Source organism: Actinomadura sp. NPDC047616, from assembly GCF_040642915.1.
Taxonomy (GTDB): Bacteria; Actinomycetota; Actinomycetes; order Streptosporangiales; family Streptosporangiaceae; genus Spirillospora; species Spirillospora miaoliensis.
Genome location: NZ_JBEYTB010000004.1, coordinates 14637 through 34076, shown reverse-complemented (window position 1 = coordinate 34076; position 19440 = coordinate 14637). Strand labels below are relative to the sequence as shown.

The 19440-nt window shown below is 71.2% G+C and carries 15 protein-coding genes; 11 read left to right on the top strand and 4 right to left on the bottom strand.

The window, feature by feature from the left end; genetic code table 11:
* The first annotated feature begins 17 nt into the window (after positions 1-17).
* From ABZ801_RS11030 to ABZ801_RS11000, 7 genes are all read left to right on the top strand, one after another.
* Positions 18-1307 carry an extracellular solute-binding protein gene (locus tag ABZ801_RS11030; RefSeq protein ID WP_360695816.1) on the top strand — a complete coding sequence of 430 codons (1290 nt, stop codon included), beginning with the start codon at positions 18-20 and terminating at the stop codon, positions 1305-1307.
* A 26-nt stretch (positions 1308-1333) separates the two neighbouring features.
* Positions 1334-2338 (top strand): NAD-dependent epimerase/dehydratase family protein, encoded by a 1005-nt coding sequence (locus tag ABZ801_RS11025; RefSeq protein WP_344955686.1) that lies wholly within the window; start codon positions 1334-1336, stop codon positions 2336-2338.
* A 145-nt stretch (positions 2339-2483) separates the two neighbouring features.
* Complete coding sequence (locus ABZ801_RS11020; protein ID WP_360695811.1) at positions 2484-3848, top strand: UDP-glucose/GDP-mannose dehydrogenase family protein; 1365 nt, start codon at positions 2484-2486, stop codon at positions 3846-3848.
* Positions 3849-3952: 104 nt separating this feature from the next.
* Positions 3953-4999 (top strand): glycosyltransferase family 2 protein, encoded by a 1047-nt coding sequence (locus ABZ801_RS11015; protein ID WP_360695808.1) that lies wholly within the window; start codon positions 3953-3955, stop codon positions 4997-4999.
* A 277-nt stretch (positions 5000-5276) separates the two neighbouring features.
* Positions 5277-6290 carry an aldo/keto reductase gene (locus ABZ801_RS11010; protein WP_344955681.1) on the top strand — a complete coding sequence of 338 codons (1014 nt, stop codon included), beginning with the start codon at positions 5277-5279 and terminating at the stop codon, positions 6288-6290.
* 262 nt (positions 6291-6552) lie between these two features.
* A complete protein-coding gene (locus tag ABZ801_RS11005) occupies positions 6553-9528 on the top strand; it encodes a BTAD domain-containing putative transcriptional regulator (protein WP_360695803.1) in 2976 nt (991 codons plus the stop codon).
* A 694-nt stretch (positions 9529-10222) separates the two neighbouring features.
* Positions 10223-10558, top strand: a complete 336-nt coding sequence (locus ABZ801_RS11000; RefSeq protein WP_344955675.1) for a hydroxyisourate hydrolase — start codon at positions 10223-10225, stop codon at positions 10556-10558.
* 411 nt (positions 10559-10969) lie between these two features.
* On the opposite strand, the gene ABZ801_RS10995 is transcribed toward ABZ801_RS11000, so the two are convergent.
* The 4 genes from ABZ801_RS10995 to ABZ801_RS10980 form a co-directional block, all read right to left on the bottom strand.
* Positions 10970-12142 (bottom strand): FAD-dependent oxidoreductase, encoded by a 1173-nt coding sequence (locus ABZ801_RS10995; protein WP_360695800.1) that lies wholly within the window; start codon positions 12140-12142, stop codon positions 10970-10972.
* A gap of 77 nt (positions 12143-12219) precedes the next feature.
* Positions 12220-12825, bottom strand: a complete 606-nt coding sequence (locus ABZ801_RS10990; protein ID WP_360695798.1) for a maleylpyruvate isomerase N-terminal domain-containing protein — start codon at positions 12823-12825, stop codon at positions 12220-12222.
* Positions 12822-13652 carry a fumarylacetoacetate hydrolase family protein gene (locus ABZ801_RS10985; RefSeq protein ID WP_360695795.1) on the bottom strand — a complete coding sequence of 277 codons (831 nt, stop codon included), beginning with the start codon at positions 13650-13652 and terminating at the stop codon, positions 12822-12824. The genes ABZ801_RS10990 and ABZ801_RS10985 overlap by 4 nt, the downstream gene beginning before the upstream one ends.
* Positions 13649-14767, bottom strand: coding sequence for a cupin domain-containing protein (locus ABZ801_RS10980; RefSeq protein WP_360695792.1), 1119 nt, complete (start codon positions 14765-14767; stop codon positions 13649-13651). Before ABZ801_RS10980 ends, ABZ801_RS10985 begins: the two co-directional genes overlap by 4 nt.
* 107 nt (positions 14768-14874) lie before the next feature.
* Here ABZ801_RS10980 and ABZ801_RS10975 point away from each other — a divergent pair, with 107 nt between their 5' ends.
* The 4 genes from ABZ801_RS10975 (at position 14875) to ABZ801_RS10960 (ending at position 19289) form a co-directional block, all read left to right on the top strand.
* Positions 14875-15630, top strand: a complete 756-nt coding sequence (locus ABZ801_RS10975; RefSeq protein WP_360695789.1) for an IclR family transcriptional regulator — start codon at positions 14875-14877, stop codon at positions 15628-15630.
* A gap of 100 nt (positions 15631-15730) precedes the next feature.
* A complete protein-coding gene (locus tag ABZ801_RS10970) occupies positions 15731-17392 on the top strand; it encodes a fatty acid CoA ligase family protein (protein WP_360695785.1) in 1662 nt (553 codons plus the stop codon).
* A complete protein-coding gene (locus ABZ801_RS10965) occupies positions 17389-18384 on the top strand; it encodes an NAD-dependent epimerase/dehydratase family protein (RefSeq protein ID WP_360695782.1) in 996 nt (331 codons plus the stop codon). The genes ABZ801_RS10970 and ABZ801_RS10965 overlap by 4 nt, the downstream gene beginning before the upstream one ends.
* A complete protein-coding gene (locus ABZ801_RS10960) occupies positions 18381-19289 on the top strand; it encodes an alpha/beta fold hydrolase (RefSeq protein WP_360695779.1) in 909 nt (302 codons plus the stop codon). Before ABZ801_RS10965 ends, ABZ801_RS10960 begins: the two co-directional genes overlap by 4 nt.
* Positions 19290-19440: the final 151 nt, after the last annotated feature.

The window sequence follows — 19440 nt, the reverse complement described above, 5'->3', positions numbered from 1 at the left end:
CCGGAAGGAGGAACGCCATGAGAACGGGCCGTTTCGTCCGGGCCGCCGCCCCGGTCGCCGCCCTTCTCCTGGGCACGGCCGCCTGCGGCGGACCGGAACCGGCCGCGACCGGCGAGAAGTCCAGCGTCGTGCTCTGGACCGAGGCGGGCGAACACGAGGACCTCTTCAGCGGCTCGCTGACCCGGTTCAACGCGGCACAGTCCGCATCCGTCGTCACCGCGCGGATGTACGAGAACGACCGGCTCAAGAAGAAACTGCGCGACGACATCGACGACGACGGCCCGGACGTCTTCTACAACTGGGGCGGCGCGTCGCTGAAATCGCTGGTCGACAAAGGGCTGGTCGAAGACCTCACCGACGAGCTGGCGGCGAACCCCGGCTGGCGGGAGAAATACCTGCCGTCGACGCTGGCCCCGGTCACCTTCGACGGCCGGGTGTACGGCGTGCCCGCGCTCAGCATGCAGCCCGTCGTCTTCTTCTACAACAAGAACGCCTTCGAACGGATCGGCGCGAAGCCTCCGACGACCCTGGACGAGCTCTTCGCACTGATCCCCCGTTTCCGCAAGAGCGGGATCACCCCCATCGCGCTGGCCGGCAAACAGCCCTGGACGGAGCTCACCTGGCTGGAGTACCTGGTCGACCGGATCGGCGGCCCCGAGGTCTTCCGGCGGATCGCCGACGGAGACCGCACCGGATGGCGGCACCCCGCCGTGCTCCGGGCGGCCCAGCTCATCCGGAAACTGGTCGACGCGGGCGCGTTCAACCGGGACTACGCGGAGATCGCCTACGACAACGGCGAGTCGTTGACCCTCCTGCACACCGGCACGGCGGCCATGGAGCTCATGGGCACCTGGGAGTACATCTCGCTGCTCGACCAGGCGCCGGACTTCGTCGCCGGCGACGAACTCGGCTGGTTCGCCTTTCCCGCGGTTCCGGGCGGCGAAGGCGACCCGCGCAACATCGTCGGCAATCCGAACAACTTCTACTCCGTGCGCGCGGGATCGCCGCACAAGAAGATCTCCGTCGAATATCTCAGGACCCTCGCGTCCGACCAGCGTTATCAGGACTGGCTGATCGAACACGGAGAGGTCCCACCGGTCAAAGGCGTCGCCGGCCGGCTGGCCGGCAGCGAATACCCGGACTGGCTCGACTTCGTCTACACCACGTGCCTGCGGGCGCCCCATTTCCAGCTCTCCTGGGACCAGGCGATTCCGCCGAAACAGGCGGAGCGGATGCTCGAAAATCTGGCCCGGCTCTTCGAGAAGGAGATATCACCCGCTCAGTTCACCACCGTCATGAGCAAATGACCCACGACCACGACAAAGGAGAGATCATGCGGTTGGCGCGAGACGGCAGGACGCGACGCGCCGTCGTGACCGGCGGGGCCGGCTTCCTCGGCTCCCACCTGTGCGAACGGCTGCTGCGCGACGGATACGAGGTCGTCTGCCTCGACAACTACAGTTCCGGAGACGCGCGGAACCTGCGGGACCTGGAAGGGCACGCGGGATTCCAGATGCGCACGTGCGACATCTCGACGCACCTGGCCGTGCCGGGGCGCGTCGACCTGGTCGTCCACATGGCGGCGCTGGCCAGCCCGGTCGACTACCTGGCCTGGCCGATGGAGTCCCTCCAGGTCGGCTCGATCGGGACGCTGCGCGTCCTGGAGTTCGCCCGGGAGAAGCAGGCGCGGCTGGTCCTGGCCTCGACCAGCGAGGTGTACGGGGACCCCGCCGTCCACCCCCAGACCGAGGACTACTGGGGGAACGTCAACCCGATCGGCCCCCGCGCGGTCTACGACGAGGCCAAGAGGTTCGGGGAGGCGGCCGCCGCCGCCTACCGGCGGCTCCATGACACCGACGTCGGGATCATCCGGATCTTCAACACCTACGGTCCGCGGATGCGGACGAACGACGGCCGGATCGTGCCCAGCTTCACCAGCCAGGCGCTGGCCGACCGCCCGATCACCGTCCACGGCGACGGCCGCCAGACCCGGTCGCTGTGCTACGTGGACGACCTGATCGAAGGCATCGTCCGCATGTGCCACACCGACCACCCCGGACCGATCAACCTCGGCAACCCCGAGGAGATGACCGTGGTGGAGATCGCGGAACTGATCAAGGAGATCGCCGGCTCGTCGTCGCCGCTCGTGCACGGCGCGCCCATGACCGACGACCCGTCGCGCAGGTGCCCCGACATCTCCCTGGCGCAGGCCGTTCTCGGGTGGCGCCCGACCTTCACCGCGCGGGCGGGACTGGAGCGGACCGTCGACTGGTTCCGCGACCGGCACCACGCCGGCTCGCGCGTGCGGGACCTGGTCAGGCCCGGCGTCCGCGACTGACACGTCCGCTCCACGACCGGCGCGTCCACCCGACCCGTCCACCCGACCCGCCACGACTGATCCCTTCCACGGCCGGCCGTGCCACGCCGCCGCGCGGCGTGGCACGGGCCACCGGGCACACCCCCCACAGAACCGAGGAACTGCAATGCGAGTAACTGTCATCGGCACCGGATATCTCGGGGCGACGCACGCGGCCTGCATGGCCGAGCTGGGCGCGGAGGTGCTCGGCGTCGACATCGACCCCGACCGGATCACCGCCCTGTCCGAGGCGCGCGTCCCCTTCTACGAGCCGGGGCTGGACGAGATGATCCGCCGGCACGTCGGCAGCGGGCGGCTGTCCTTCACCACGTCCCTGCGGCGCGCCGCCGAGTTCGGCGACGTCCATTTCCTCTGCGTCGGCACCCCGCAGCGGCCGGACAGCGGATCGGCCGACCTGAGCTACCTGTTCTCGGCGATCGACGGGCTGGCGCCGTACCTGCGCCGCACGTCCCTCATCATCGGCAAGTCGACCGTCCCCGTGGGGACGGCGGCGCGGCTGACCGAACGGCTCAGGCGGCAGTGCGGCCCCGACGTCCCGGTCGAGGTGGCGTGGAACCCGGAGTTCCTGCAGGAGGGCACCGCGGTCGAGAACACGCTGGACCCCGACCGGCTCGTCTTCGGGGTGAGCTCGGACTTCGCCGAGCAGGTGCTCCGCGACCTGTACGCCGACCTCATCGCCCGCGGCGTTCCGGTCGTCGTCACCGACATCCCCACCTCGGAGCTGATCAAGTCCTCGGCCAACGCGTTCCTGGCGACGAAGGTCTCGTTCATCAACGCCGTCGCCGAGGTGTGCGAGGCGGCCGGCGCGGACGTGCGCAAGCTCGCCGAGGCGCTGTCGCTCGACCCGCGCATCGGGCACACCTACCTGCGGCCGGGGATCGGTTTCGGCGGCGGTTGCCTCCCCAAGGACCTGCGGGCGCTCCGGGCCCGGGCGGACGAGCTCGGCGTCGGGCACGCGCTGCGCTTCCTGGGCGAGGTGGACGACATCAACCTGCGCGCGCGGGAACGGGTGATCGAGCTGGCCCGCGAGGAGTGCGGCGGATCCCTGGCCGGCCGGCGGGTCTGCGTGCTCGGCGCGGCGTTCAAGCCGAACTCCGACGACATCCGCGACTCGCCCGCGCTGGCCGTGGCGGCGGCGCTGCGCGAACTCGGCAGCGAGGTCAGCGTCTACGACCCGAAGGCCGCCGACAACGCGCGCAAGCAGTTCCCCGATCTGGACTACGCCCTGTCCGCCGCCGACGCGGCCCAGGGCGCGGCGGTCGTACTGCACCTGACGGAATGGGCGGAGTTCGGTGAGCTGGATCCGGCCGCGATCGGCGAGGTCGTGGCCGAACGGCGGATCATCGACGGCCGGAACACCCTCGACGGGGATCGCTGGCGCGCCGCGGGATGGCGGTACCGCGCGCTCGGGCGCAACGTGCCGCAGCGGCTGCCCGCGCGGCTGCTGCCGAGCCGGCTGCCCGCGGCCTGACCCGATCGTCCGGCCTGGTCCGGCCTGGTCCGGCCTGGTCCGCCGCCGGCCTCGGGTGGGAGGCCGGCGGCGGACCGATGACCCGAAAGCGGAGGTGAGCATTCATGTCGTCCCCCAACCCCCTCGTCACCGTCATCGTGCCCAACTACAACTACGCGGCGACGCTCGGCCGCTGCCTGGAGGCGATCCAGGCGCAGACCTATTCGCCGCTGGAGATCCTGGTCGCCGACGACTGCAGCACCGACGATTCCGTCGCCGTGGCGGAGTCGATGGGCGTCACCGTGATCAGCACGCGGCGCAACGCCGGGCAGGCGGTCGCCCGCAACCTGGGGGCCGCCCACGCCCGCGGCGAGATCCTGTTCTTCGTCGACTCCGACCTGGTGATCGAGCCCGATGCGGTGGCCAACGCGGTCAAGGTCCTCAACGCCGACCCGAAGGTCGGCGCCATCTGCGGCATCGAGGACCCGGTCCCGCTGATCAGAGACAAGATGATCAAGGAGTACCGCGCCCTCCAGTACCACTACTGGTCGCTCACGCCCAACGGGATCGTGTCGTTCCTGTTCTCCGCGATGTTCGCCATCCGCGCGGACGTCTTCGCGGAGGTGGGGCCGTTCGACCCGCGGCTGCGCTGGTCGGAGGAGGTCGAGTTCGGGCACCGGCTCTCCCGGAACTACCAGATCCGCCTCACCGCGGACCTGCGCGGCCGGCACGACCCCGACGACTCGCTGCGCGGGCTGCTGCGCAAGCTGTTCCACCGGGGCCGGGTGCGCGTGCCGCTGTACGCGCGCAAGAAGGAGTTCGCCCAGGGATTCGAGACGGCGTCGCGCGTGTGGAGCAGCGTCGCCGCGTTCCTCGCCGTCCCCTCGGTGGCACTGCCGGTCGTCTTCGGCTGGCCATGGGCACTGGCTCCGGTGCTCCTGCTGGCCATTTCCGTCGCCGCGGACGCGGGCATGTACAGGTTCGTACTCGCGGAGCGCGGTGCGCTGTTCCTGGCCTACTACACGGCGGTGCATTTCCTGGTGAATCTCACCATCTCCGCCGCCGCCATCGCCGGACTGGCCCAATGGGCGACGTCCAGAAAGTTCCGGCGGATGTACGACGACCCGCCCAGGCCGCTCACCCGGCCCACGCTGCTGCCGGAACATCCGTAGAACCCCCGCGGCAGGAAAGCGCGAGACGGTCGTCGGCTCGCGCTTTCCTGCGCCTTCCCAGGCGACGAACTGTCACCATCGACACACCCTGGGTCAACGACTCCGACGACAGTGAAAACCCATGCAACTCCCTAGAAAAGCTCTCAGTCACCACGTACGATCGCCCCGGCTGGCGCAATTGGCGGGTGACCGCCGACCAGCCTCCACGGGGAGTAGCGGTGGCGCGACTCAATGTTCTCCCGGCCGGTCGCCGGAAGTTCTGGAGGGACGACGACACATGAGCGGGCCTGTGCCATTCGCGCGGTCATTGGGGAAGTCCGGCATCAAGATCAGCCCGATGGGCTTCGGCTGCTGGGCGATCGGCGGGAATTTCCGCTTCGACGGCAAGCCGGACGGATGGGGCCTGGTCGACGACCGCGAGTCGGTCAGAGCCATCCACCACGCCCTGGACGTGGGCGTCAATTTCTTCGACACGGCCGACGCCTATGGCGCGGGCCACAGCGAGACCGTCCTGGGCGACGCGCTCAAGGGCCGGCGCGACCGGGCCGTGATCTCCACCAAGTTCGGATTCAGGTACGACTCCGCGACCAAAGAGGTCGCGGGCACCGACACGTCGCCCGCCTATGCCCGGCGGGCGTGCGAAGCCTCCCTGCGCCGGCTCGGCACCGACTACATCGATCTCTACCTGCTGCACGTCGGGTCGGTACCGCAGCCGGTGGCGGAGGACCTCGCCGACGCCCTGGACGACCTGTGCCGAGAGGGTCTCATCCGGTCGTACGGCTGGAGCACGTGGGACCCCGACTGCGCGCGCCTGTTCGCGACCCGGCCCAACTGCGCGGCGGTCGAGCACACCCTGAACGTCTTCGACGACGCTCCGGCCATGCTCGACGTCTGCCGCCGGCACGACCTGGCCAGCATCAACATCAGTCCGCTCGCCATGGGCATGCTGACCGGCAAGTTCACCGCCGATTCACGGCTGCCGGCGGACGATGTGCGCGGCGCCGGCCACGAGTGGGTGACGTACTTCGACGGCGGCCGGCCCGAGAACACGTATCTCGAACGGCTGGACGCGATACGCGAGATCCTGACCAGCGATGGCCGCACTCTCGCCCAGGGGGCGCTGGCCTGGATCTGGGCGCGCGGCGAGCAGACCGTCCCGATCCCGGGATTCAAGAGCGTCCGGCAGGCCGAGGAGAACGCCGGAGCGCTGGAGCACGGGCCGCTCACGCCCCGGCAAATGGCGGAGATCGAGGAGTTGCTGGAGCGGGCACCGGCGGACGCCGGGAGCTAGCCGCGTTCCGGCCGACCTGAATTCACCACCCCCCGGTAACTATCGTTTCGAAAATGTCCGAAAGTTAACCCGGACGCAATGCTCGTCAGGTATCCAGAGTTGGCCATTCGGGTAGACTACCGACTTTCCCGACAACGAGCTCCAACAGCGGACGATCTCGAAAGGGCGGGGGATGGAATTTCAGCTGCTTGGCCCGGTTGAGGTCGTTGTCGACGGAAAGCCCTTTGGCCTGCCCGCGCCTCGACAGGAGATCGTCCTGACGATGTTGCTGCTGGAAGCGAATCGTGTGGTGCCGGTCAGCAGGCTGGTCGACGCGCTGTGGAACGAGACACCGCCCGCGACCGCAAAAAGCCAGGTGCACATCAGCGTGTCGGCATTGCGGCGCCTGCTCGGCCGTTCCGGTGCGCAGCTCATCGAAACGCGTTCGCCCGGCTACGTGCTCCGCACACCCGACGACGCGGTCGATCTGAAACGTTTCGAGGACCTCGCGGCCAAGGGCGCGGCCGCGGCCGCCGAGCAACGGCTGCAGGAGGCGACCCGCCACTATCGAGCCGCCCTGGCATTGTGGCGGGGGCCGGCCATGGCGGGCATTGAAAGCCGGGTCATCCGCGTGTACGCCACCCGGTGGGACGAGACCCGGCTCACCGTGCTGGAGGACTGCCTCGACCTGGAACTCCAGCTCGGCAGGCATCGCGAGATCATCGGCGAGCTGAGTGAGCTCGTCGCCGAGCATCCGCTGCGCGAACGGCTCCGCGCGCAGATGATGCTCGCCCTCTACCGGTCCGGCCGGCAGGCCGACGCGCTCGACGTCTTCCGGGCCGGCCGGGAGATCCTCCAACAGGAACTCGGCCTCGATCCGGGCAAGGAGCTGCGCCGTCTCGAAAGCGCGATCCTGGCGAGCGACCGGTCCCTGGACCTTCCCGGCGGCGTGGTGCGGGGTGCGGCGCAGGAATGGCTGGCCGCAACTCCCGCACCGCACCAGCTGCCGGCGGCCACCGCCGACTTCACCGGGCGGGACCAGCTGATCGAGCAGGTGCTGGCCCTGCTGTCCCCGGACGGGGCCGACGACAGGGCCAGGCGCGTGCCGGTCGTCGTCCTCACCGGCAAGGGCGGGGTCGGCAAGACGGCGCTCGCGTTGATCGCGGCGCACCAGCTTCAGGACCGCTACCCGGACGGCCAGCTGTTCACCCAGATGCGCAACGGGGGCGAGCAGCCGGAAAGCTCGGGCTGGCTGCTGGAACGGTTTCTGCGGTCCTTCGGCATCGCGCCCGCCGCGCTGCCCGCCGAGGTGGCGGACCAGGCCGCCCTCTACCGCAGCTGGCTGGCCGAACGCCGGGTGCTGATCGTCATCGACGACGCGTCCAGCGTGAACCAGGTGATCCCGCTGCTGCCGGGGTCGGCGCAGTGCGCGGTGATCGTCACCTCGCGGAACCGGCTCGCCGGGCTGGAGGGCGCCTCCCAGCTGGAGGTCGGGGCGCTCGACGAGCCGTCGGGAATGGCCCTCGTGGCGCGGTTGATCGGCCGGGAACGGGCGGACGCCGAAGAGGACGCCGTACGCGCCCTGGTCGAACTCTGCGACAACCTGCCGCTGGCGCTGCGCATCGCGGCGGCCAAGCTCGCCGCTCGACCGCACTGGCGGATCAGCCGCCTGGTCCGCCGCCTGGAGGACGAAAGACGGCGGCTGGACGAGCTGGATCTCGACGGCATCAGCGTCCGGGCCACCATCTCCTTCTCCTTCGAGAGCCTCGCCGCGGACGCCCGCCGACTGCTCATGCTGCTGAGCCTGCTCGGGCCGGTCGACTTCGCGTCCTGGGTGGGCGCGCCGCTGCTGGACTGCGAGGTCGACGTCGCCGAGGACACGCTCGAGACGCTGGTGGAGGCCCACCTGGTGGAGGTCCGGATAGAAGAGGACGGACCGCTGCGCTACCAGCTGCACGACCTCGTCCGCATCTACGCGGTGGAGCGGCTGGTCGACGAGGAGCCGACCGAGGCGCGCGGCGCCGCACTGCGCAGGCTGCTCGGCTGCTGGCTGTTCCTCACCGCCGAGGCGCATCGCCGCGAGTACGGCGGCGACTTCAGCGTCCTGCACGGGGACGGCGAGCGCTGGCCCCTCCCCGAAGCCACCACCGACGATCTGCTGAAGGACCCGCTCGGCTGGTTCCGAAGCGAGCACAACGCACTGGTCGCGGCCGTGCTCCAGGCCGGTCAGGCGGGTCTGGACGAGGTCTGCTGGGACCTGGCGATGACCTCGGTGACGTTGTTCGAATCCGGTTCGTACGTCGACGACTGGCGGCAGAGCCACGAACGGGCGCTCGCGGTCGTCCGCGCCGCGGGCAACCGTCGCGGCGAGGCGGCGATGCTCTACTCCCTCGGCACGGTCGCGCTCACCGGGCGGGTGCACGACGCGGCACGCGAGTTCGGGCGCGCGCTGGAGCTGTTCGAGAGCCTCGACGACGTCCATGGCCGGGCGCTGGCGCAGGGCGGCCTGGCGGTGGTCGACCGTCTGGGCGGCATGTACGGTCCGGCACTGACCCGTTACCAGACGGCGCTGGCCGACTTCCAGCGGGTCGGCGACCTCATCGGCGAGGCGCACATGCTGCGGGACATGGCGCAGATCCATATCGACTGGCGGCATTTCGACATCGCCGAGCGGTTTCTCGGCCAGGCCTACGAGGTCTGCCGGAAGCTCGGCGCGCGCCGGGTCACCGCGCAGATCGAGTACGAGCTGGCCGAGCTCTCCCTGCACCGGGGCCACCTGGACAAGGCGGAGGAGACGTTCGGCTCGGTCTGGAAGATCGCCGGGCAGGGCGGTGACATCGTCGGCCAGGCGTACGCGCTGCTCGGCCTGGGTGTCGTCCGGTCCAGGCAGGGACTGCACGGGCAGGCCGAGGCCGATCTCGAGGACGCCGTGAACCTGGCCGACGACACCGGCGATCTGCTTCTTCGCGGGCGGGCGCTGCTGGCGCTGGCGGAGATCGACTTCGATCGCGACAAGGTCGATCACGCCATGCGGAGACTCAACGAGGCGCTCGGCGCACTGAGCGATCTCGGCTCGGCCGCGGTGTGGCGTGCCCGGGTCCTGGAAATGGTCGGGCGCCTGCACGAACATGAGGGGCGCACCGATGCCGCCGAACAGGCATGGCGAGCGGCCGCGAGTCTGGCGGGCGACGCGGACCCCACGCTCGCCGGGCAACTCTCCACGGCGCTGTCCAGGGTCGCCGGCCACGTCCAGGAGTGACCGACCGGGCTTGAGCCTCCGGGGCGCTGGGTTACGGAAACGGTGCCCGCGAGCGGTGCGTGACGCGCCGCCGAACGCCCGCGGCCGGGCCTGTTCTCGATACACGGGCCGGTTGGGCCGTTCCACAGCTCGACCGGCGTCGTGGAACGGCCCAGTCGGCCGTCGTCAACATCAAGGCCGGAAATCGGACGGTCAGATCAGCCCCACGGGGGGCCGCCGGGTGCCGCGCCCCGGAACGGAGCATCGGCCGGCGGCGCGATGACGGCGCACGGGGAACCGTTCGTGTCCGGGTGCGCCTCGGCAACGACGTTCAGCAAGATTTGCGCGTCACCGCGCGCGCACATCGCCACATAGGTGCCGGCATTCCAGTGCTTCACGGCGCAACTCACTGCCAACCTCCACATTGACCAATTCGTGAGTTCGTCTAGCAGTACTAAACAAGGCCGGGCGCATCCCGTCGCTATCGCAGCCCTATCGGGCGGCCATACCGGAAGCGACAGGATCAGGATTGTTCGGCGATAGCGCCGCGATAGCGGCGGCTGGGAACATTTATCCCCCAACAGCCTTCTGCAGCACCATTGTCAGCTGCCGCAGAACCCGAGCGAAGGCGAGCGCCCCATGATTGAACGCCGACCGTGTACGCCCGTGCCCCCGGCTGTCCGGCTCGCCACAGCCTGAGCGGACGGATGGGGCCATGAGCATCCTGGTGAGCGTTGTCGACAGCATGCACGGCCGGCCCGCGGAAGGCGTCGCCGTGCAGCTCGGGAGCCAGATCGAGGGAGAGTGGCAGGAGATCGCCAAGGGGCACACCGACGAGGAGGGCGAGTTCGGTGCCCCGAGCGGCGAACTGTTCCTGGCGCGTGGGGTCCATCGGCTGGAACTCGACATCGACGGGTACTACACGACGCTGGGCCTGGCGCCTTTCTACCCGAGGGTCACCATCGATTTCCGGGTGTCGGATCCCGGCGAACGGCACCACATCCCCGTGGTGATAACACCGTTCGCCTGCGCGACCTACCGGGCGAGATGAGCCACCTGGCGCGCGCACGGACGGGCGCGGACGCCGCGAGCCCGCCGCATCCGCGCCACCGTCGCCGCCCCGTGGCGCGGTGCTTGTCGGCGACGGTCGTCTGACCGTGGTACCGGGCCGAACTGACCGCCGGCGGCGTCCAGCATGCCCGGCAGGGGCCGCCGGTCGTCGGCCTTGGCGCCGGTCGGCGCGAAGGTCACCGGCAGCCCGCCCGGCAGGTGCCGCCGCAGCCTCCGGAAGAACCGCGAAGGCGACACGCGGCAACCGTCCTCGGCCCCGCCCGCCGGCGCAGACCGGCGGGCGAGGCTCACACGACCGGCCGCAGGTCGGGTCCGCCACCCCCACGGCTCCCAATGGCTGAGGCGGCGGTGCGGGGCCGCGGACGAGCTCCTCGGGGCGCTGGGGCAGGGGTTATTGGCCGTAGAGCCAGTCGACGTAGCTGTAGTCGCGGGGGTCGCGCTGGCGGAACAGTTCGTTGCGCAGCAGCCTGCCGATGCCGTCCACGTGCCAGATGTCGCCCCAGACGCGGGCCGTGCTCTGGACGCGGGCGGTGCGCTCGGTGCGTTCGGCCTCGTAGCGCTTGGTCGCAGCGGCCCAGTCGGGCTCTCCGGCGTCGCCGAGCTGGGTGGCCAGGCAGTGCGCGTCCTCCATGGCCTGGCAGGCGCCCTGGGCGAGGTACTGCAGCATGGGGTGCGCGGCGTCGCCGGTGAGGGCGAAACGGTCGGCGGTCCAGGTGGGGATCGGCAGCCTGTCGTACATGGGCCAGCGGCGGTCCCGCCACAGGGCGGCCAGGGCCTTGCGGACGTCCTCGCACGCCCCGGCGAACGCCGTTTCGAGTTCCTCTGGGCCGCCCCAGTCCTCCTCGCCTCGCTCGTAGGCGGGGGACTTGAAGACCGCCACGGTGTTGAGCATCTCGCCCCGCCGCAGCGGGTACCGCACCAGGTGGCAGCCGGGGCCGACGTAGCAGACGACGTCCTGCAAGCCGCCGGCGTCCATGTCGAGGTCCGCCATCGGGAACGCACCCCGGTAGGCCACGTACCCCGAGCAGATCGGCTCGTCGTCGCTGAGCTCGGCTCGCAGGGTGGAGCGCAGCCCGTCCGCGCCGACGACCAGGGCGCCCTGGTAGTCGCCCAAGTTGCTGTGGACGGTGGCGCCGTCCGGACCGGTGACGACGTCCCGTACCTGGCAGTTGGGGACCAGCGCCACGCCGGCCCGTTCGCAGGCGCGCACCAGGATCGCCAGCAGGTCGCTGCGGTGGATGACGACGTAGGGGCCGCCGTAGCGGCGCACGAATTCGTCGTCGAGGTCCAGGTGGGTCAGCTCGCCGCCGTCCAGGGCGTCCCTGAACAGCAGCCGCCGGGGGGTGACGCCGGCCTCCAGGACCTCGTCGAGCAGGCCCCACTCCCGCAGGATCCGGGTGGCGTTCGGCGCCATCTGCAGGCCGGCGCCGACCTCGGCGAACTCGGGCGCGCGTTCCAGGACGCGGACCGAGTGCCCGGCGGTGGCCAGCGCGTAGGCGGTGGAGAGCCCGCCGATGCCGCCTCCCACCACCACGACGTCGGCAGGGTCAGGTGCGGTGTTCATCGTTGCGTTCCTCGTGCGTGACGTTCAGGGACGTGCTGGGGGTGCTGGGCGTGCTGAGCCGTTCTTGGGACGGGCGTTCACAGCCAGGGGCCGAGCGTGGGCGCCTTGGGGCTGCGTCCGGTCAGCCAGGCGGCCAGGGCGGCGGCGTCCCCCCGAGTGGCGTGCCTGGACGCGGCCTCGGCGGCCAGCGCGGCGTTGAAGCCCTCGGGCAGGTCGGCGAAGGCCACGCCGTCGCCGAGATCGACGGCGTGCACGTTCACCTCCCGGGCCCGCATCCACGGGATCTCCTCGGCGGGGACGGTACGGCCCTGGGCGGTCACCACGGGACTGCGCCAGGCGTCCTCGGGGAGGGCGTCCATGTCCTCGGCCAGGGCGCGCGCCGACCGGTGGACCAGCGTGCGCAGCTCGCCGGCGGGCAGCGCCGCCAAGGCCTCGATCTCCTCCGCCCGCTGCCGCGGACCGGCGTACATGCGGTTCTCGACGCCGGTCGCGGCCCAGTCCAGCAGCCGCCGCAGGGCTTCGGCGTTGCCGTGGACGTGGGCGACGACGTGCCGCCGCGTCCAGCCGTCCAACGCGGTCGGCGCGGCCAGTTCCTCGTCGGTGAGCCGGTCGACGGCGCCCAGGAACAGCTCGGTGCCCCGGTCCATCCAGGTGCGAGCGTCCGTCCGGGATCGCGCGCTCATGCCGTCCTCGCCGTGTTCTCCAGGCGGCCGATGCCCTCGATCTCGGTCACCACGGTCGCGCCGTCCGTCAGGTAGCGGGGCGGCTTGCGGGCGTGGCCGACCCCGCCGGGCGTGCCCGTCGCGATGACGTCGCCGGGCCGCAGGGTGATGATCGTGGACGCGTAGCGCACCAGGGTGACCGGGTCGAACACCAGGTCGGAGGTGTTGGCCTTCTGCATCACCTCGCCGTCGACCCGGCAGCCGAGCGACAGCGCGGGACGGACGCCGCCGGGCAGCTCGTCCGGCGTGACCATGACGGGGCCGAGTGGCGTGGAGGAGTCGAACGTCTTGCCCTGCAGCCACTCCTTCGTGCGGAACTGCCAGTCCCGCATGGACACGTCGTTCATGATCGTGAACCCGGCGATGGCCCGTTCGGCCTCCTCCTCGGTGGCCCGCCGGACGGTGCGTCCGATCACCACCGTCAGCTCGGCCTCCCAGTCCACGGCCGACGACTCGGGCGGCAGCAGGATGTCGTCGCGGGCGCCGATCAGCGCGTCGGCGAACTTGGCGAACAGCGTGGGGTGCTCGGGCAGGTCCCGGCCCATCTCCAGGATGTGGGGACGGTAGTTCAGCCCCACGCAGAGAATCTTGCCCGGCCGCGGTACGACGGGCGCGAACACGGCCTCCGCCACCGGACGCGCCTGCCCCCGGGCGGACGCCGCGACGTCGGCCCAGTCGTCGCGGGCGAGCAGGGCGCCCACGTCGGGGGCGTCCAGCAGGACATGCCCGTCATCGGTGAGCCGGGCGGCGCGGGTTCCCTCGTCGGTGCGGACGGTCGCGAGCTTCACTGGGCGGTCTCCTTGTACTGGACGCGGTGCTGGTGCAGCCGTTCGAAGATGGGGGCGTCGCTGAACCGGAACAGGTCGAGCCCGCCCTCGGTGGCCAGCGTCAGCGGTTGCCACGACGGCACCACGAACAGGTCGCCGCGCTGGACGCTCCAGCTCTGCCGGCCCACCGTGACCTGGCCGGTGCCGTCGAACACCTGGAAGACGGACGAGCCGACCTCCTGGCGCGGCGCGGTGGCGGTGTCGGGCGCCAGCCGGTGGAACTCGGCCCGCACGGTCGCCATCACGTCGCCACCGGTCGTGGGGTTGGTGTAGCGGACGGCGGCGTGCCCCGGCTCCACCGTGGCGCGGTGCCCCTCGGCCTCCAGCGCGAGCTGCTCGGCGAGCGCGCGGTCGGTGTACTCCCACCGGTAGGCCAGCAGGGGCGTCGCCGGTGTCGGCTCCAGGTGCGTCAGCGGCCGCAGCCCCGGATGCCCCCACAGCCGTTCCGAACGGGACCGCTGGGGCGTCTCGCGGGTCTCGACCTCGTCGGGGCCGAACTCGAAGAACGTGGACTCGACCAGGTGCTGGAACGGGATGTCCAGCCCGTCGATCCAGGCCATCGGCGCGTCGGTGTCGTTGTGGTGGCCGTGCCAGTGCCATCCCGCCTGCGGCAGGAAGTCACCGCGGCGCATCGCCACCGGGTCGCCGTCCACCACCGTCCACACTCCCTCGCCCTCCACGACGAAGCGGAAGGCGTTCTGGGTGTGCCGGTGGACGGGCGCGTCCTCTCCCGGGTTGAGGTACTGGATCGCGGCCCACAGCGTGGGGGTGGCGAACGGCCGTCCCCCCAGCCCCGGATTGGCCAGCGCGATCGCGCGCCGCTCGCCGCCCCGCCCGACCGGCACGAGCCGTCCGGCCCGCTCGGCCATGGGCAGCAGCCGATCCCACCGCCACAGGTGCGGCACCGCCTTCGACCTCGGCGCCGGCGGCATGAGATCGCCGATCTCGGTCCACAGCGGCACCAGCAGTTCGGACTCGAACCCCCGGTACAGCTCCTCCAGCTCGGGCGTGCGCCGCGGCTGGTCGTCGGCGTCGGTGGCCACGATGGTCACCGGAGATCCGTCGGTGACGGTCATGGTGGAAGCCTCCTTCGTGGGACGGGAGACGGTGCGCTCGCGAGGGACGCGGACGCCACCTCTCCAACATTCCGCACATTCTGGATGGCGGATAAGCTTTTTCTTCTATGAGGAACAAACCGCCCTACGCGCTCAACTCCGTCGACCACGCGCTGCAACTGGCCGCCCTGCTGCAGCAGGAGGGGCCGCTGCGGGTGACGGACGCGGCCGAGCGCCTGGGCGTGGCGGCCTCCACCGCCCACCGGCTGCTGGCGATGCTGGTCTACCGCGACTTCGCCGAACGGCTGCCCGACCGCCGCTACGGCCCCGGCAAGGTGCTGCGCCCGGCGGAGACCTCCGAGGCGCCCGTCGCCCTGCTGCGCCGCGCCGGCATCCCCGAGATGCGCCGCCTGGTCGACCAGACGCAGGAGTCGGTCAACCTCATGGTCCTGGCCGGGACGGAGGTCCGCTTCGTCGCCACCGTCGAATCCCCGCAGATCCTGCGCGTGGGCGACCGGGAGGGCCGCTGCCTGCCCGCCCACCTGGCCTCGGGCGGCAAGGCCATCCTGTCCGCGCTCCCGTCCGAGGAGCTGGCGGCGTTGTACGAAGGCGTCGACGACGTCGACCTGCCCCGGCTGCGCCGCGAACTGACCCTGGTCCGCAAACGCGGCTTCGCCATCAACCACCAGCTGACCGAAACCGGCCTGACCGCCATCGGCACGGCGATCAAGGACGACCACGGCCGTCCCCTGGCCGGCCTCTCCCTGGCCCTGCCCACCGCACGCTTCGACCGCGACACCCTGCCCACGTGGGTCAACGCCCTGTGCACCGCCGCACACCGGATCGAGGGAGCCCTCGCCGCGCCGCACCGGCTGCACGTGTGACTGCGGGGTTAGAAGTGGGTTTTGGTGATGAGTTTGCGTGAGCGAGTCATTACGATTAGTGACCATCCGAGTGCGGGGTGCGTCGGTTAGGGGGTCTGCGGTGATCACTGCGGATCTGGCGGGACTGCTTGACGGGCATCTGCGTCGCCGGCCGGAGGCGGTGGCCTGCCGAACGGCGGTGGCGGTGACCTATGAGGAACTGGCGCGGTTGGTGGACGACACGGCGGCGGCCCTGAGGCGAACCGGGGTGCGCGCCGGCACGCGCACGGTGGTGCTCGTACCGCCCGGCCCCGACCTGCTGGCCGTGGTGTTCGCCCTGTTGCGGTTGCGCGCGGTGCCCGTCGTGGTCGATCCGGGCCTGCCGCCCGGGCAGTTGCGCTCGTGCCTGGCCGAGGCGGCGCCCGAGGTGTTCATCGGCATCCCCCTCGCCCAGTTCGCCAGGGTGGTGTTCGGCTGGGGGCGCGGCAGCGTCCGCACCAGCATCACCGTCGGGCCGCGGCGGCTGTGGCTGGGCACGAGGCCGCACCGCCCGCGCACGCCGGGCTGCGATCCCGTGTACGAGCCCGGGCGGGCCGACGACATGGCGCTGCTCGCCTACACCTCAGGCTCCACCGGCCCTCCCAAGGGGGTGCCGCTGCGCCGTCGGCACCTGTTGCCGCTGCTGCGGATGCTCAGTGACAGCGCGGCGATCGGACCGGGCACGCGGATGCTGTCGACGTTTCCGCCGTTCGCGATGGCGGCTCCCCTGCTGGGCGCGACGGTCGTGTGCCCCGACATCGATCCGCGGCGGCTGGACAGGGCCAGTCCGGCGGTCCTGGTGGACGACATCCGCCGACACGGGGTGGGGGCGCTGTTCGCCGCGCCGGCGCTGCTCGATCGGCTGGCGCGTTACTGCCGGGCCAGAGAACTCGTCCTGGATTCGCTGAACGTGGTGCTGACGGCGGGAGCACCCCTGTCACCGGCCGCGCTCGACCGCGTACGCGGCTTCCTGAAACCGCAGGCGGTCGCCTACTCGGTGTACGGGGCGACGGAGTGCATGCCGGTCAGCACCATCGGCTGCGGCGAACTCGCCGCCACCGCCGCGGCCACCAACAGCGGCGCCGGGACATGCCTGGGGAGTCCCTTGGAGGACGCCCAGGTCCGTGTCATCGCCGTTTCCGACGAGCCGATCGACCGATGGAGCGACGACCTGCTCGTCGCACCGGGCACCGTCGGCGAGATCACCGTGACATCGCCCGCCGTCAGCGACCCCTACCTGCACCGTCCCGACGCCACCGCGCTGGCCCGCATCGCCGACGGCGACCAGGTGGTGCACCGCATGGGCGACCTGGGAACCATCGACGCGCAGGGACGACTGTGGTTCGCCGGTCGCAAGGCCGAACGCGTCCGCACCGAACACGGCGACTGGTACACCGACCACGTCGAGCCGATCTTCAACACGGTGCCCGGCGTGCACCGCACGGCCCTCGTCGGCGTCGGGGCGGCTCCCGCACAGCGTCCCGTGCTCGTGGTGGAGCCCGACCACGGAACGTCCCGCCGCGAGCGCGCACGCATCCGCGCCGACCTCCTCGCCCTGGCCCAGCAGCAACCGCACACCGCCGGGCTCGACGACGTGCTGTTCCACCGTCGCTTCCCGATGGACGTCCGCCACCACAGCAAAATCCGCAGACACGTCCTGGCCGCCTGGGCCGCCCACCGCCTCAAGGCCAGCGACCGACGGACGCATCCCGACGATCTCACGGGGGATGGTGGGGCGCGGTGAAGGTGCTGGTGACCGGGGGCGGCGGCTTCCTCGGGCAGGCCATCTGCCGGCGGCTGGCCGAACGCGGCGACATCGTCCATTCCCTACAGCGAGGTCACTCGCCGGCGCTGGCCGACTGGGGCGTCGTCCAGCATCTGGGCGACATCCGCGACCGCGCCGCGGTGCAGGCCGCCGTGGAGGGGTGCGACGCGGTCGTCCACTGCGCCGCCAAGGCGGGCGTGGGCGGTCGGCGCCGGGAGTACGAGCAGATCAACGTGTACGGCACCCGCAACGTGCTCAGCTCCTGCATCCGGGTCGGCGCCAGGCTGGTCCACACGTCGTCGCCGAGCGTGGTCCACGACGGACGCGACCTGGAGGGCGTGGACGAATCGGTGCCCTACGCCCGCCGGTTCCTGGCCGCCTATCCCCGCACCAAGGCAGTGGCGGAAGTGCTCGTGCGCGCGGCGGCACGGCGGGTCCCGACGGTGGCGTTGCGGCCGCACCTGATCTGGGGGCCGGGCGACCCGCATTTCCTTCCCCGGCTGGCGGCCCGGCATCGTCGCCTGCGGCTGCTGGGCGCCACCGACAAACTCGTCGACACCGTCTACATCGACAACGCCGCCCACGCGCACCTGCTGGCGCTGGACCGGCTGGGGCCGGGCTCACCGCTGTGCGGACGGGCCTACTTCATCACCCAGGACGAACCCCAGGGCCTGGGCGAATGGACGAACGCGCTGCTGGAAGCCGCCGGCCTCCCCCCGGTGACGCGGCGCCTGCCGAAGCGGCCGGTGGCGGCCGCCGCCTGGCTGACCGAGTGCGCGTACCGCCTGCCGGGAGTGCGGGGCGAGCCGCCGCTGTCCCGCTTCCTGGTCAGCCAGGCCGCCACCGCGCACTGGTTCGACATCTCCGCCGCCCGCCGCGACCTGGGGTACCGGCCCCACGTCAGCACCGCGGAGGGCCTGGCCCGGCTGGCCGCCCACCTCCGTCGATCACCGCTCGGAGCGGGCCGATGACCCGGTACCCCGACTACCCGTTCACCTCGCACCGCTTCCGCCACGCTTCGGGGATACACCAGCACTATCTGGACGAAGGCGACGGCCCTCCCGTGCTGATGGTGCACGGGAACCCGTCATGGAGCTACATGTGGCGGCGCCCGGTCCTGGCCCTGCGCGACCGGTTCCGCTGCGTCGTCCCCGACCACATCGGCATGGGCCTGTCGGACGCTCCCGGCGAAGACCGCTACACCTACACCCTGGCCTCACGCGTCGACGACCTGGACGCCCTCGTCGAGCACCTCATCACCGCCCACGGAGCGCCCGAGACCGGCTGGACGCTGATCATGCACGACTGGGGCGGACCGATCGGCATGGCGTGGGCCGCCCGCCATCCGCACCGCGTCGCCCGCCTGGTCGTGTGCAACACCGCCGCCTTCCCCAACCCCCACGGTGAACGGTTCAGGCCGACGCTGCGGATGCCGTTCTGGCTGCTGCGCGACACACGCGCGGGCGAGCGCCTGTTCCTAAGGCACAACGCCTTCGCCCGCCTGGCCACCAGCCCGCCCTTCGGCGTCCGGCGCCCGATGCCACGAGCCGTCCGCGCCGCCTACCTGGCCCCGACCAGCCGCCCCGGAACACGACGCGCCATCCAGCGATTCGTCCAGGACATTCCGCTGCGCCCCGGCGACCGCGCCTGGCCGCTCCTGCACCAGACCGGTCGCGCCCTCCCCCAGTTCTCCGGCCTCCCCACACTGATCGGCTGGGGCCTGCGCGACCCCGTCCTCGACAAGGCGATCCTGACCGAATGGCGCCGCCGCTTCCCCGAGGCCCGCACCCACGTGTACCGAGACGCCGGCCACTACCTCCTGGAAGACACCGACCAACGCTTCCTCACCGAACTACGCCACTTCCTCCGCCACTGACAAAAACGCACGCAAGTCCCTCGCTGACATGGAAACCGCCCCACGCCGCACCCCCCGCCCACCAGCACAAACACGTACGGAGCCAGGGCCACCGATCGCAACCCCTGCGGAGATGAACCCCCGATTGCGGAGATGCCCCGCACCACACCAC